The organism is Nocardioides piscis (genome assembly GCF_011300215.1).
GTDB classification, from domain to species: Bacteria; Actinomycetota; Actinomycetes; order Propionibacteriales; family Nocardioidaceae; genus Nocardioides; species Nocardioides piscis.
The window spans coordinates 677,225-690,128 of the sequence record NZ_CP049866.1 but is presented as its reverse complement, the minus strand read 5'-3'; the positions used below and the strand labels follow the sequence as shown (position 1 = coordinate 690,128).

At 72.5% G+C, this 12,904-nt stretch carries 16 protein-coding genes; 12 read left to right on the top strand and 4 right to left on the bottom strand.

What is annotated here, in order from left to right; translation table 11 throughout:
* Nucleotides 1–70: 70 nt before the first annotated feature.
* On the top strand, nt 71–562 hold the full coding sequence (locus G7071_RS03495; RefSeq protein ID WP_246210344.1) for a Fic family protein: 492 nt from the start codon (nt 71–73) through the stop codon (nt 560–562).
* Between the two features lie 24 nt (nt 563–586).
* Here G7071_RS03495 and G7071_RS03490 read toward each other — a convergent pair whose 3' ends face one another.
* Both G7071_RS03490 and G7071_RS03485 read right to left on the bottom strand, forming a co-directional pair.
* Entirely contained in the window at nt 587–1,282 is a 696-nt protein-coding gene (locus G7071_RS03490; protein ID WP_166314942.1) for a response regulator, read from the bottom strand.
* Nucleotides 1,282–2,910, bottom strand: coding sequence for an ATP-binding protein (locus G7071_RS03485; protein ID WP_166314939.1), 1,629 nt, complete (start codon nt 2,908–2,910; stop codon nt 1,282–1,284). The genes G7071_RS03490 and G7071_RS03485 overlap by 1 nt, the downstream gene beginning before the upstream one ends.
* 168 nt (nt 2,911–3,078) lie before the next feature.
* Between G7071_RS03485 and G7071_RS03480 the strand changes: the two genes are divergently transcribed.
* The 4 genes from G7071_RS03480 to G7071_RS03465 are packed head-to-tail and all read left to right on the top strand — an operon-like array spanning nt 3,079 to nt 6,578.
* Nucleotides 3,079–4,089, top strand: a complete 1,011-nt coding sequence (locus G7071_RS03480; protein WP_166314936.1) for a Bug family tripartite tricarboxylate transporter substrate binding protein — start codon at nt 3,079–3,081, stop codon at nt 4,087–4,089.
* Nucleotides 4,090–4,091: 2 nt separating this feature from the next.
* A complete protein-coding gene (locus tag G7071_RS03475; RefSeq protein ID WP_166314933.1) occupies nt 4,092–4,622 on the top strand; it encodes a tripartite tricarboxylate transporter TctB family protein in 531 nt (176 codons plus the stop codon).
* Nucleotides 4,615–6,183 carry a tripartite tricarboxylate transporter permease gene (locus G7071_RS03470; protein ID WP_166314930.1) on the top strand — a complete coding sequence of 523 codons (1,569 nt, stop codon included), beginning with the start codon at nt 4,615–4,617 and terminating at the stop codon, nt 6,181–6,183. The genes G7071_RS03475 and G7071_RS03470 overlap by 8 nt, the downstream gene beginning before the upstream one ends.
* Nucleotides 6,180–6,578, top strand: coding sequence for a universal stress protein (locus G7071_RS03465; protein ID WP_166314927.1), 399 nt, complete (start codon nt 6,180–6,182; stop codon nt 6,576–6,578). Before G7071_RS03470 ends, G7071_RS03465 begins: the two co-directional genes overlap by 4 nt.
* Before the next feature lie 267 nt (nt 6,579–6,845).
* On the opposite strand, the gene G7071_RS03460 is transcribed toward G7071_RS03465, so the two are convergent.
* Nucleotides 6,846–7,640, bottom strand: a complete 795-nt coding sequence (locus G7071_RS03460) for an HAD family hydrolase (RefSeq protein ID WP_166314924.1) — start codon at nt 7,638–7,640, stop codon at nt 6,846–6,848.
* 132 nt (nt 7,641–7,772) lie between these two features.
* Between G7071_RS03460 and ssd the strand changes: the two genes are divergently transcribed.
* The 7 genes from ssd (at nt 7,773) to G7071_RS03425 (ending at nt 12,414) form a co-directional block, all read left to right on the top strand.
* Complete coding sequence (ssd, locus tag G7071_RS03455) at nt 7,773–8,792, top strand: septum site-determining protein Ssd (protein ID WP_166314921.1); 1,020 nt, start codon at nt 7,773–7,775, stop codon at nt 8,790–8,792.
* A gap of 106 nt (nt 8,793–8,898) precedes the next feature.
* Nucleotides 8,899–9,960 carry a TadA family conjugal transfer-associated ATPase gene (locus tag G7071_RS03450; protein ID WP_166314918.1) on the top strand — a complete coding sequence of 354 codons (1,062 nt, stop codon included), beginning with the start codon at nt 8,899–8,901 and terminating at the stop codon, nt 9,958–9,960.
* The gene (locus G7071_RS03445; protein ID WP_166314916.1) at nt 9,957–10,724 is read left to right on the top strand and encodes a type II secretion system F family protein; all 768 of its coding nucleotides are present in this window, start codon (nt 9,957–9,959) and stop codon (nt 10,722–10,724) included. Before G7071_RS03450 ends, G7071_RS03445 begins: the two co-directional genes overlap by 4 nt.
* Nucleotides 10,721–11,434, top strand: coding sequence for a type II secretion system F family protein (locus G7071_RS03440; protein WP_246210343.1), 714 nt, complete (start codon nt 10,721–10,723; stop codon nt 11,432–11,434). Before G7071_RS03445 ends, G7071_RS03440 begins: the two co-directional genes overlap by 4 nt.
* A gap of 149 nt (nt 11,435–11,583) precedes the next feature.
* Nucleotides 11,584–11,775: a DUF4244 domain-containing protein gene (locus G7071_RS03435; RefSeq protein ID WP_166314914.1), complete on the top strand. Its 192-nt coding sequence runs from the start codon at nt 11,584–11,586 to the stop codon at nt 11,773–11,775.
* Between the two features lie 38 nt (nt 11,776–11,813).
* The gene (locus G7071_RS18970) at nt 11,814–12,044 is read left to right on the top strand and encodes a TadE family protein (protein WP_246210342.1); all 231 of its coding nucleotides are present in this window, start codon (nt 11,814–11,816) and stop codon (nt 12,042–12,044) included.
* A gap of 94 nt (nt 12,045–12,138) precedes the next feature.
* Complete coding sequence (locus tag G7071_RS03425; protein WP_166314912.1) at nt 12,139–12,414, top strand: pilus assembly protein TadG-related protein; 276 nt, start codon at nt 12,139–12,141, stop codon at nt 12,412–12,414.
* Between the two features lie 99 nt (nt 12,415–12,513).
* On the opposite strand, the gene G7071_RS03420 is transcribed toward G7071_RS03425, so the two are convergent.
* Entirely contained in the window at nt 12,514–12,894 is a 381-nt protein-coding gene (locus G7071_RS03420) for a hypothetical protein (protein WP_166314910.1), read from the bottom strand.
* Between the last annotated feature and the right edge of the window lie 10 nt (nt 12,895–12,904).

The following is a 12,904-nucleotide window of genomic DNA, read 5'->3' as shown; positions in this document are numbered from 1 at the left end:
TGCTCGAAGGATCGACGTCGACGCTGAAGCAGGTCCGCGGGGGTCTGGCGACGCGATCGCGGAGGCCGCGGTGCGCCTCTCGGCGTCCCAGCTGGGTCTCGCGCCGCTGCTCAAGACCGCTCCGCTGCAGGCGATCGCGCGGCTGCACTCGCTGGTCGCCGCCGGGGCCGTGCCCGACGACGAGCTGGGCCGACCGCGCGACGCTGCGTCGGCCGACCGGCTGCGTGGCGTCGCCGAGCTCCTTCTTTCGGGCACGACGGCTCCGGCCCTGCTCGTGGCGGCGATCGCGCACGCCGACGTCGCGACCGCGGCCCCTTTCGCCTCCCACAACGGGATCGTCGCCCGGTCGCTCGAGCGGCTGGTGCTGGTCTCGCGGGGCGTCGACGCCAAGTCGCTCATGGTGCCGGAGGCCGGCCACCTGGCGCTGCGCGCGGAATATGAGTCCAACCTGCGCGCCTATGGCGCCGGCGAGGCCCGCGGGGTGCACGCCTGGGCGCTGTATGCCGCCGAGGCCTTCGCCGCCGGGGCCGAGGCGTCGCCGCTGCGGCGCGACGCGGAATAGCCCCGACCGCCGCGTCGGGCGGGCTCAGGGGAGCCAGAGATAGCGGTTCTCGGGGCGGCCGCTGGCGCCGTACTTCGGAGCGACCCGGGCGTGGCCCTCGGCGACGAGGTGCTCGAGATAGCGGCGGGCGCTGACCCGCGAGACGCCCACGCGGTCGCCGATCTCCTGGGCGGAGGCGGAGCCGGCACTCGCCGAGAGCGCTGCGCGGACAGCTTCCATGGTGGCGCGGGAGAGGCCCTTGGGCGGCGTGGCCGCAGCCTGTCCGCGTCGGGACGTGGCGAGCAGCCGGTCGACCTGGTCCTGGTCGAGCTCGGTCTCGCGTGCCTCGGTGCGCCGGATCTCGGCCCGGCGGCGGAGATAGTCGTCGAGCCGCTCGCGCAGCACCTGGGCGGTGAACGGCTTGACGAGGTAGTGGAGCACCCCACCTGCCATGGCGGTCCGCACGGTCTCGAGCTCGCGGGCAGCGGTGATCGCGATGACGTCGAACGGCCGGCCGGGGCGGGCGCGCAGCTGTCGCAGCACCTCCAGCCCGGACATGTCGGGCAGGTGGATGTCGAGCAGCACCAGGTCGGGGTCGGTCTCGTCGGCCAGGCGCAGCGCCTCGACGCCGTCGTGGGCCACGCCGACCACGGTGAACCCGCCGTGGAGCTCGACGAACCCCCGGTGCAGCGCGGCGACGGCGAAGTCGTCGTCGACGACGAGGACGCGGGGCTTCTCCATCAGCCGCTGCCTCCTGCGGGTGTCGGCTGCCGCGGTTGGGGTCGCGAAGCCTCCAGCGGGGAGTGTGGGAGGTCGTCTCGATGCGGGAGGCGTACGTCGAAGCGCGCACCACCCGCGGCGGAAGCGGAGACGACCACGTCGCCACCGCGGCGACGGGCGACGCGCCGCACCAGCGCAAGACCGATGCCACGGGTGCCGGAGGACCCCTTGGTGCTCCAGCCGGACTCGAAGATCCGGTCGCGGTCGGCCTCGGGGATGCCGACGCCGTCGTCCTGCACGGTGACGACCGTGGCGCTGTCGTCGCGACGGAGCGACACCTCCACCGTGTCGCCCGGGGCGCAGGCGTCGACCGCGTTGTCGACCAGGTTGCCGAGCACCGTGACCAGGTCGGTGCTCTCGTCCGCGCCGACCTCGGAGCCGGGGTCGACCACGAGGCGCACCCCGCGCTCCTCGCTCGTCGTGGTCTTGGCCAGCAGCAGGGCGACGACGTCGGGGTTGGCGATCCCGGGAGCGACCGGGGCATCGGTCAGCGACCCGCCCTGGCCGGCCCGGGCGATGAAGTCGACGGCCTCCTGGGTGCGCCCCATCTCGATCAGCCCGGAGACGACGTGCATCCGGTTGGAGAACTCGTGGGCCTGCGCACGCAGCGACTCGGTGAGGTCACGGGCGCCGTCGAGCTCTCGGAGCGTGCCGAGGAGCTCGGTCCGGTCGCGAAGGATCAGCACCGCGCCCACCGGCCGGCCGTCGACCTCTGCGTCGCTGCGGTGGCCGAGCAGGATCCGCTCGCCGGCCAGCAGCATCCGCTCGCTGCTCTCGCCGTCGGCGCCCAGCAACGCCAGCAGGCTGGGCTCGAGGACGTCGTCGGCCCGCTGCCCGACGACCTCCGGCCCGAGGTCGAGCAGCCGCATGGCCTGGTCGTTGACCAGCACGATCCGCTCGTGGTCGTCGACGGCCACGAGACCTTCGCCGATGCCGTGCAGCATCGCCTCCCGCGTCTCCAGCAGCGACGCGATCTCCTCCGGCTCGAGGCGATAGATCCGACGCCACACCAGCCGGGAGACCCACACGGCGCCGAGCGTGCCGACCAGCACGGCGCCGACCAGCCACAGCGCCAACCAGGGCAGGTTGTCGTAGAGGTCGGCGCGCAGCTCCGACTCGAGGATGCCGACCGAGGCGGTGCCGATCACGGTGCCGTCCTCGGCCTTGATGGGCAGCTTCACCCGCCACGACTCACCGAGCGTGCCCGTCTGCGTGCCGACATACGTCTCTCCCGAGAGCGGGACGGACGGGTCGGTGGAGACCCGCTCGCCGATCCGGTCGGGGTTGGGGTGGGAGAAGCGGATGCCCTCCTCGTCGGTCACCACGACATAGGTGACGCCCGACGCCTGCCGGATCAGCTCGGCGATCGGCTGGATGGTCGCCGACGGGTCCTCGGTGGAGAACGCGTCGACGACCGAGGGCAGCGTCGCGACGCTCTGGGCCACACCGACCATCTGCTGCTGGTAGGACTCCCGGATCTGTGCGGCCTGCATCAGCGACGCCACGACGCCGACCAGGCACACGGTCGTCAGCACGATCAGCAGCTGCAGCGCCAGCAGCTGGGTGCGCAGCGACACCTTCCGGACCATCACGCCATTGTGCCGCAGGTCACAGGATCGGCTGAGGGGTCGCAGCGCTCGACCAGAAGTTCCAATACGACCTATACCTCCGCAACGTTCCATCGGGGCCGCGTCCGCTCCTACCTTTCCGGGACCGCTGTGACGCTCGTCACGGCGTCCCCTGAAGGAGTGGACCCCATGATCAGCACCCCGAAGCACCGCCGCCGACTCTCCGCCTCCGCGGTCGCCCTCGTCGGAGCGCTCGCGCTCGCCAGCTGCGGCTCCCTCGGTGAGAGCGCCGACGACGCATCGGGCGAGGCCGGCATCGACGACCTGCAGATCATCGTCCCGGCCGACCCCGGCGGCGGGTGGGACGCGACCGGCCGCGCGATGCAGGCCGTGCTCCAGGACAACGACCTCGTCGGCAACGCCCAGGTGGAGAACGTCGGCGCCGCCGGCGGGACCATCGGCCTCGCCCAGCTCGCCAACGAGACCGAGGACGACACCCTCATGGTGATGGGCCTGGTCATGGTCGGCGCCGTCGAGACCAACCAGTCCGAGGCCACCCTGGAGGACGTCACCCCGATCGCCGGGCTCACCGAGGAGGCGCTGATCATCGTGGCGCCGGCGGACTCGCCGTACGAGGACGTCAACGACCTGATCGAGGACCAGGCCGAGCGTGGCCAGGGAGTCTCGGTCGCGGGCGGCTCGGCGGGCGGGGCCGACCACATCCTGGGCGGCTTGCTCCTGCAGGAGGCCGAGATCGCCCCCGACAGCCTCAACTACATCCCCTACGCCGGCGGCGGCGAGTCGCTCGCCGCGCTGCTCGGCGGCAAGGTGGATGCGGGCATCTCGGGTGTCGCCGAATACGCCTCCCAGGTCGAGGACGGCAAGCTCAAGGCACTCGGAGTCTCCGGCGAGGAACGGTCCGACCTGCTGCCCAACGTGCCCACCCTCTCCGAGCAGGGCATCGACGTGACGCTGACCAACTGGCGCGGCGTCGTGGCCCCCGGTGGGATCGACGAGGCCAAGACCGACGAGCTTGTCGAGCTGGTCACCGACATGCACGGGACCGAGGACTGGTCAGCCGTCCTCGAGGAGAACGCCTGGGCCGACGCCCTCATCACGGGTGACGACTTCGACGCCTTCCTCGACGAGGAGATCGTCCGCGTCCAGCAGGTGCTGCGTGACATCGGGCTGGTCGAGTGACCGTGTCCACCACACACCAGGAGCTCTCCGGTGAGCGCACCTTCCCCGTCGGCGAGCTCGTGTTCGCCGGCGGGGTGGTGGCCCTGGGCCTGTTCGCCCTGCTCCGGGCGGGCTCGATCAACGAGCCGATCTCCGCCGGTTCGATGGGCCCTCGGGTGCTGCCCTACCTCGTCGGCGGTGCGCTGGTGCTGTCCGGGCTGGCCGTCGTGGCCGCCGTGCTGCGGGGTCACCGTGGCGAGGCAGAGATCGGCGAGGACGTCGCCGCCGACGAGCACACCGACTGGGTCGTCGTGGGGATGCTCATCGCCCTGCTCCTCGCCCACGTCTTCCTGATCGTCCCTGCCGGCTGGCCGATCGCCGCCACGGTGCTGTTCGCCGGCTCCGCGATCGTGCTGGGCGCGAAGCCGTGGTGGCGGGCCGTCGCGATCGGCCTGCTGCTGGCCCTGGTGCTGCAGGTGGTCTTCGCCGGTGGCCTGGGCGTCTCGCTGCCGGCGGGCCCGCTGCTGGAGGGGGTGCGGTTCCTCGATGGATAGCTTCTTCGCCCTCATGGAGGGCTTCGGCACGGCACTGCAGCCGCAATACCTGCTCATGGCGCTGTTGGGGGTCTTCGTCGGCACCGCGGTCGGGGTGCTCCCCGGCATCGGCCCGGCGATGACCGTCGCGCTGCTGCTGCCGCTGACCTACAGCCTCGAACCGACCGGCGCCTTCATCCTGTTCGCCGGCATCTACTACGGCGGCATGTATGGCGGGTCGACGACGTCGATCCTCCTGAACACGCCGGGTGAGTCCGCGTCCATCATCACCGCCCTCGAGGGCAACCGGATGGCCAAGACTGGGCGGGGGACCGCGGCTCTGGCGACCGCCGCCATCGGCTCCTTCGTCGCCGGCACCGCGGCCACCGCGGCGCTGACCTTCATCGCTCCGCTCGCCGCGAAGTGGGCCGTGCAGCTGGGTCCGGTCGACTACGTCGCGCTGATGATCCTCGCGTTCCTGACGGTGGGCGCCCTGCTCGGCAGCTCCATCTCCCGGGGCCTGGCCTCGTTGTCGATGGGACTGTTCATCGGGTTGGTCGGCGTCGACCTGATCTCCGGCCAGCAGCGGTTCACCTTCGGGCTGCCCGTGCTCGGTGACGGGATCGACGTGGTCCTCGTCGCGGTGGGCCTCTTCGCCGTCGGTGAGGCGCTCTATGTCGGCTCGCGGCTGAGGAGGGGACCGGTCGAGGTCGTCCCCATCACCAAGGGCTGGCGCAACTGGATGACCCGGGACGAGCTGCGGCACTCGTGGAAACCGTGGTTGCGCGGGACCGCCATCGGCTTCCCGATCGGCACGATCCCGGCGGGTGGCGCAGACGTGGCGACGTTCGTGTCCTACGCGGCGGAGAAGAAGCTGGCGAAGGGCGAACGCAAGGACCAGTTCGGCCACGGCGCGATCGAGGGCGTGGCCGGTCCGGAGTCGGCCAACAACGCGGCAGCGGCCGGTGTGCTCGTCCCGCTGCTGACGCTCGGCCTGCCCACCACCGCGACCGCGGCGATCATGCTGGCGGCGTTCCAGCGCTACAACATCCAGCCGGGCTCGCAGCTCTTCGAGGGCAACGCGCCGTTGGTGTGGGCGCTGATCGCCAGCCTCTACATCGGCAACGTGATGCTGCTGGTGCTGAACCTCCCCCTGGTGGGGATGTGGGTGCGTGTGCTGCAGATCCCGCGCCACTACCTCTACGCCGGCATCCTGACCTTCGCGGCGATGGGCGCGTTCGCGGTGAACTTCATCCCCGCTGACGTGATGATCCTGCTGGTGATCGGGGTGATCGGGTTCTTCATGCGCCGCTTCGGCTATCCGGTCGCACCGATGGTCGTGGCGATGATCCTGGGACCGATGTTCGAGGCCCAGCTGCGACGGGCCCTGTCGATCTCCCAGGGTGACCCGATGACGCTGGTGCAGTCTCCGTTCGCGGTGTTCGTCTATCTCTCGCTGGCAGTGATCTTCGTGGTCTCGCTGTGGCTCAAGGGCAGGGAGCGGCAGACCGGGGACGAGCTCGAACACCTGGAGGACGACGAGAGGTCTGTCCCCACCGACGCAAGGAGCGAGCGGTCATGACCGTGGTCGTGGGCTATGTCCCCAACAAGCTGGGGGAGGCCACGCTGGCCGCCGCCATCGAGGAGGCGCAGCGGCGGGACACCGACCTGGTCGTCGTGAACACCACCCGGGCCGACCGGCTGGTCGACCCGCGCTACGCCCAGGACGCGCAGCTGGCGTCGCTGGAGTCAGCCCTCGAGGCGTCCGGGGTGTCGTACGGCGTGCGCCGGTTCACCTCGAGCGAGCTGGCTGCCGACGACCTGCTGGGCGTCGCGGAGGAGGTCGACGCCCAGGTGATCGTGATCGGTCTGCGCCACCGCACCCCGGTGGGCAAGCTGATCATGGGCTCCACGGCGCAGTCGATCCTGCTCGAGGCGGGCTGCTCGGTGCTGGCGGTGAAGCTGCCACGCCGATGAGCGGTGCGGGCATGCGAACGGCACCCGTCCGCGTGGGTCGGGTGCCGTCGCTGACACGTGATCGTCGATGGTTACCAAGCGTGCAAATTCTAAGTGCTGTCCCGGAGATCTCTCCGGTGACTCGCGCCCTCTTCGAGAGGGTAGATCGCCGCGTGGGTACCCGGCTTCACGTGCAAACCATGGAGTTGTTGTCTTCGTTTGTACGCCCTTGGCGCGTGACCTTCAAGGGCTGCAAGGGTTGACTTCTGGGCCCTTCGAGGGGCGGGATCAGGCGTCGAAGCGGCGCTTGCGGGCGTTGGACCACAGCACGCTCCCGACGACTGCACCGCCGACGGCCAGCGCCGCGAGAGTCGGTCTGGCGGGCGGCATCGTCACCCGCGACCGCAGCTCGACGGGCTTGTCGAAGAGCAGGATCGGCCAGCCCCGCTCGGTGGCGATCCGGCGCAGGTCCTTGTCGGGGTTGACGGCGTAGGGGTGGCCGACGGTCTCGAGCATGTGGACGTCGGTGACCGAGTCGCTGTAGGCGTAGCTGTTGGCGAGGTCGTAGTCGGCGACCCGCGCGAGCTCCTCGATGGCGCGCGCCTTCTCCTCGGCATAGGCGTAGTACTCGATCTCGCCGGAGTACTTCCCGTCGACGATCTCCATCCGCGTCGCCACCACCCGGTCGGCGCCGAGCAGCTGCCCGATGGGCTCGACGACCTCGGAGCCGCTCGTGGAGACGATGACGACGTCGCGGCCGGCGAGCTGGTGTTCCTCGATCAGGCTGACGGCCTCGTCATAGACGATCGGGTCGACGATGTTGTGCAGCGTGTCGGCCACGATCTCGCGGACGGTGGCGACGTCCCAGCCGGCGCACAGCGTCGACATGAACTGCCGCATCTTCTCCATTTGGTCGTGGTCGGCGCCACCGACCAGATAGACGAACTGGGCATAGGTGCTGCGGAGCATCGCCCGCCTGTTGATCAGCCCGCCCGCCTGGAACTCCTTGCTGAAGGCCAACGTGCTCGACTTGGCGATGATCGTCTTGTCGAGGTCGAAGAAGGCCGCGGTGGGGCGGGACATGCGCCCATCGTAGGCGCGGGACCTGCCGGATCCGGGTCGCAAGTCGCGCACAGGCGGTGTCGTCCCCGGTCTTCCACAGCGGGTACGGCGATGGGCCACCCACCGTCGGCCGGCTCGGTCAGGGTCGAGGGCATGCACCCACTCGTCCTCTCTCGCGATCCGGCCCTGCTCGACGACCTCGCCCGACTGGCTGCGGGAGCCGGCGTGGAGTGCGACGTCCGCGTCGACCCCGTGGCCGCGCTGGCGTCGTGGGGCTCGGCCCCGCTGGTCCTGGTCGGTGAAGACCTCCTGGGCGACCTCGTGGCGATCGCCCCGCCCCGTCGCAGTGGGGTGGTCGTCGTGTGCCGGGCGCCGCAGTCGTCGACCTTCCGGCTCGCCCTCGAGCTGGGTGCGGCCACCGTGGCAGAGCTCCCGGCCGCCGAGCACCACCTCGGCGCGCTGCTGGCCGACGTCGACGAGGGGGCCAGGGACGGGCTCGTCGTCGGCGTCATCGGCGGGGCAGGGGGCGCAGGGGCGTCCACGGTGGCGTGCGCCCTCGCGCAGGTCGGCGGCCGGGCCGGCCCGACCCTCCTGATCGACACCGATCCCGTCGGCCCCGGCCTCGACCGGCTGCTCGGCGTGGAGGGCGTCGACGGCGTGAGGTGGGCCGACCTGGCCGCCTCGTCGGGGAGGTTGGGCGCTCGGGCGCTGCGGGAGGCAGTGCCCGAGCGCGACGGCGTGGGCGTGCTGACGTGGTTGCCCGGGGTGGCGCAGCCACCGCCCCTGGGCGCGCTGCGCGACGTCCTCGCGGCTGCGCGCCGAGGCCACGAGGTCGTCGTCCTCGACCTCGCCCGGCAGCAGGGCGAGGTCACGGCCGAGCTCGTCGCCAGGTGCGACCAGGTGCTGGCGGTCACGCCGGCGACGATCAGCGGGGTGTCCTCCACCATCCGGCTGCTGACGCCGTTCGCCGACACGACCCACCTGCGCCTGGCCGTTCGGCGCGGTGGGGTGTCGGCTCGCGACGTCGCCGACGCGACGGGGCTCCCGGTGGCGATGGAGGTGCCGGAGCAGCGAGCCCTGACGGAGGCCGTCGACCTCGGACTCGGCCCGGTCCGCCATCGGCGCACACCCCTCGGTCGGGCGGCGGCCGCGTTCCTGGCCCAGGTCGCGTGATGGCCATCCTCGGTGGCAGCCTCTCCGAGCGTGGCCTGCTCGACGAGGTGCGCGAGCGGCTCGCCGCGTCCGCGGGGAGCTGTCGCCCCACCGGGTCGCGGAGGCGATGCGGGCGGCGGGGCGGCCCGTCGGCGACGCCACCGTCCTGGCCGTCCACGACGCTCTTCGACGAGATGTCCTCGGGGCGGGCCCGCTGGAGCCGCTGCTGCGACTTCCCGGCGTCACCGACGTCCTCGTCAACGGTGCCGACCAGGTCTGGGTCGACGACGGCGACGGGCTGCGACTGACCCCGGTGTGCTTCCCCGACGACGCGGCCGTGCGCCGTCTCGCCCAGCGCCTCGCCGCGACGGCGGGTCGGCGGCTCGACGATGCGACGCCCTACGCCGACGTCCGGCTCCCTGACGGCACGAGGCTGCACGCGGTGCTCGCGCCCACGTCGCGGCCGGGGACGACGATCTCGCTGCGGGTCCCGTCGGCGAGGACCTTCACCCTCGACGAGCTCATCGCCGCCGGGTCGGTCACCGCCGAGGGCGCCGAGGTGCTGGGTGCGATCGTCGGCGCCCGGTTGGCGTTCCTGGTCAGCGGCGGGACCGGCACGGGCAAGACGACCATGCTGGCCGCCCTGCTCTCGCTGGTCGACCCCGCCGAGCGGCTCGTGCTGGTCGAGGACGCCAGCGAGCTGCGGCCAGACCACCCCCACGTCCTCGGCCTGGAGGCCCGCCCGCCCAACATCGAAGGGGCGGGCGAGCTGACCCTGCGCACGCTGGTCCGCCAGGCCCTGCGGATGCGACCCGACCGGCTGATCGTGGGGGAGGTGCGTGGCGCAGAGGTGGTCGACATGCTGGCCGCGATGAACACCGGCCATGCCGGGGGCTGCGGGACCATCCACGCCAACTCCGCCGCCGACGTGCCGGCGCGGATCGAGGCTCTCGCAGCAACCGCAGGGCTGCCGCGCGAGGCCGCCCACAGCCAGCTCGCGGCGGCCCTCGACGTGGTGGTCCACCTGGCCAGGGCCAGCGACGGTCGCCGTCACCTCGCCCAGATCGGGATGCTCGTGCGCCGTGACGACGGGACGGTGACCATCGCCTCCGCGCTCGAGGTCGCCCCCGAGGGTCAGCTGGTCCGCGGGCCTGCGGCCGCAGCGCTCGCCGAGCGGCTCGGGACGTGACGCTGGTCGCGGTGCTGCTCGCGGGGGCGGCCGGCTGGTTGCTGGTGCCCTCGACTCGACTGTCTCGGGCACCGTCGATGACTCGACCGGGAGTCATGGTCGCAGCGGGCCTGGCCGGGTGGGCGCTGGCCGCCGGGTGGCTCCCGGTCAGGGTCGGCGCCGTCGCCGCGATCGTCGGCCTGGCAGCCGCCGGCGCTTGGTTCGTATGGCGACGCCGGGTGCTCCGCCGAGGCCGCGACCTGACGGGGCAGGGGGTTCGCGAGGCGTGCCAGGTGATGGCCGCGGAGCTGCGGGCCGGCCGGCCTCCGGACGATGCCCTGACCGAGGCAGCGCGCCGCTGGCCGGGCCTCCTGCCGGTGCTCGACGCCTCGCGGCTGGGCTCGGACGTGCCGAGTGCGCTGCGCCGGGCCGCGGACCGGCCGGGAGCCGGTGACCTGCGGATCGTCGCCGCTGCCTGGCAGGTCGCCCACCACTCGGGCCAGGGTCTCGCCCACGCCGTCACCCGGATCGCCGGCCGCATCCAGGCCCAGCAGCAGACCCAACGAGTCGTGGCCTCCGAGCTGGCCTCCGCCCGGGCCACCGCTCGTCTTGTCGCGGCCCTCCCCGTGGTGGCGCTCGGGATGGGCTCCGGAGCCGGTGGCGACCCGTGGCGGTTCCTGCTCGAGACCCCGGTCGGGTGGGGCTGTCTTGCGGTCGGACTCGCCTTCGCGGTCGGTGGCCTGTGGTGGATCGAGGTCATCGCCGACCAGGTGGAGGCGCAGTGATCCTGCTCGCCGCCGTCCTGGCCGCGATGGCCGCGCTGCTGGCAGGGGGTCCCCGTCCGCGGGTGCGGTCTCCGGCATCGGTCGCGTCGGCACCGGTCGGGTCGGCGCCGGCGCGGCTCCCGGTCCGGCCCGTGCTGTGCCTGCTGTGTGGTGCCGGCGCGGCCGTCTTCCTGGGCGGGGTGCTCGGGGTCGTGGCTGCGCCTGCCGCGGCTCTCGCCGCCTGGGTCGCGCTGGCCCGATCGGTTCCAGGCGCCATACGACGAGAGCGGCTGGCGGCCCAGCGGGAGCTGCCCCACGTCGTCGACCTGTTCGCCTGCGCGCTGCGCTCCGGCGCCTCGCCGATCGGCGCGCTGGCTGCGGTCGCCTCGGCGTGCCCGGGACCGACGGCGACCAGGGTGGAGGGGGTGCTGGCCCGCCTCCGGATGGGTGTGGACCCGGCGGTCGTGTGGGGAGGCCTGGCCGACGACGACATCCTGGCGCCCCTGGGGCGGGTGCTGGAGCGCGCGGAGAGCCGCGGGACGTCGGTGGCCGACGCGGTCGAGGCACTGGCCGACGACCTCGAGTCGGCGAGCCTGGCAGCGGTCGAGGACCGGGCCCGTGCGGTCGGAGTCAAGGCCGCAGTGCCGCTCGGGCTGTGCCTGCTGCCCTCGTTCCTCGTGCTCGGCATCGTCCCCGTCGTGGCCGGACTGCTCTCGTCGCTGGCCCCATGACCGACCGCAGCGGGCCGCCATCGACGCACAGCCGACGTCGGCATGCCCCTTTCCACAGCCGGGATCGTCGGGGCCGCCGCGGTGTCGCCGTGGCGACGCAGAGTCGACCCACCGGTTCGCGCACGGCGAGCCACGACGAGAGGGTCACCATGGCTTCAACCACTCACCCCACGCGCGAGCGAGGCGACGAGCGAGGGATCACGACGGCCGAATACGCCGTGGGCACGGCTGCCGGGGCGGGCTTCGCCGGCCTGCTCTACAAGCTGCTGAGCGGCGGTTTCGGCGACCAGCTGCTCAAGTCGCTCTTCGACCACGTCATGGGTCTGCTGGGGATCAAGTGAGGCAGCGCCGGCGGGGGTCCGGGGACGAGCGCGGAGCCGTGACAGCCGAGCTCGCCCTCGGGCTGCCGCTGGTGCTCGCGCTCACGGTCGGGCTGGTGTGGCTCCTGGCCCTGGCGGCCGCCCAGATCGCGGTCGTCGACGCCGCGCGCGAGTCGGCGCGTTCGATCGCCCGGGGGGACGACGAAGGGGCCGCCCGGGAAGTCGCGCTGCGGATCGCCCCGAAGGGGCCAGTGTCGAGGTCGCGGTCGAGGGCGGTCGGGTCACGGTGACGTCGAGTGCGGACGTGAAGGGGCCGGGTGGTCTCTTCTCCTTCCTGCCGGGCGTCGAGGTCCGGTCCAGCGCAGTGGCGGTCATGGAGCAGGCATGACATCGGCGGTGACCTCGTCGACAGCAGAGCGCGGAGCGGCGACCGTGCTCGTGCTGGTGGTCGCGGGCATCTTGATGTTCGTCGGGCTGGCCCTGGCGGGCGCAGCCTCGCTCGTGGTCACGCAGCGCCGCGCCCAAGCCGCTGCCGACCTGGCGGCACTGGCCGGCGCCGGGGCGGCGGTCTCGGGGGCGACGGTTGTGCGGCGGCCCAGCAGCTGGCCGTGGCCAACGGTGCGGTGCTCGAGCACTGCGAGCCGATGGACCGGGAGGTGAGGGTCGCGGTCCTGGTGCCGGGCCCGCGGCTGCTGGGTCGCCATCATGACGTCACCGCGTGGGCGCGCGCCGGCCCTGCGACCGGGGCCGGGTGAGGCCTCAGCTGGGGCGGGTCCCTCCGGCAGCCGGACCGTCGTGCCTGCCCGTGTCGGTGCTGCCCGGGCCCTCGGTGCGCGTATCGGTGCTGCCCGTGGCGGGGTGCTGGTCGTGGCGCTCGGACTCGACCTGGTCGAGCCGCGTGCTGAGCTTCTTGAGCTCCTTGCGCTCCTTGCGGTGGGCCAACCCGCGCTTGGTGCCCCACTTGAGGATCGAGACGCCCCAGAGGATGGCCGCACCGGCCGCGACGCCGACCAGGAACGACTCGAACGTGGTGACGTCGAACCCCAGCAGCTCACCACCCGTCCCCGGCTCGCTGACGAAGAGCGCAGCGAGGATCGCGATGACGCCGACCATGATGAGCAGCATGCCGAGGATGACCATGGGTGCCACG

Coding starts and splice junctions, on each gene's coding strand:
- G7071_RS03490 (WP_166314942.1), bottom strand. CDS start 1,282: ATGGAGAAGCCCCGCGTCCTCGTCGTCGACGACGACTTCGCCGTCGCC.
- G7071_RS03485 (WP_166314939.1), bottom strand. CDS start 2,910: ATGGTCCGGAAGGTGTCGCTGCGCACCCAGCTGCTGGCGCTGCAGCTG.
- G7071_RS03480 (WP_166314936.1), top strand. CDS start 3,079: ATGATCAGCACCCCGAAGCACCGCCGCCGACTCTCCGCCTCCGCGGTC.
- G7071_RS03470 (WP_166314930.1), top strand. CDS start 4,615: ATGGATAGCTTCTTCGCCCTCATGGAGGGCTTCGGCACGGCACTGCAG.
- G7071_RS03465 (WP_166314927.1), top strand. CDS start 6,180: ATGACCGTGGTCGTGGGCTATGTCCCCAACAAGCTGGGGGAGGCCACG.
- G7071_RS03460 (WP_166314924.1), bottom strand. CDS start 7,640: ATGTCCCGCCCCACCGCGGCCTTCTTCGACCTCGACAAGACGATCATC.
- ssd (WP_166314921.1), top strand. CDS start 7,773: ATGCACCCACTCGTCCTCTCTCGCGATCCGGCCCTGCTCGACGACCTC.
- G7071_RS03450 (WP_166314918.1), top strand. CDS start 8,899: ATGCGGGCGGCGGGGCGGCCCGTCGGCGACGCCACCGTCCTGGCCGTC.
- G7071_RS03435 (WP_166314914.1), top strand. CDS start 11,584: ATGGCTTCAACCACTCACCCCACGCGCGAGCGAGGCGACGAGCGAGGG.
- G7071_RS03425 (WP_166314912.1), top strand. CDS start 12,139: ATGACATCGGCGGTGACCTCGTCGACAGCAGAGCGCGGAGCGGCGACC.
- G7071_RS03420 (WP_166314910.1), bottom strand. CDS start 12,894: ATGGTCATCCTCGGCATGCTGCTCATCATGGTCGGCGTCATCGCGATC.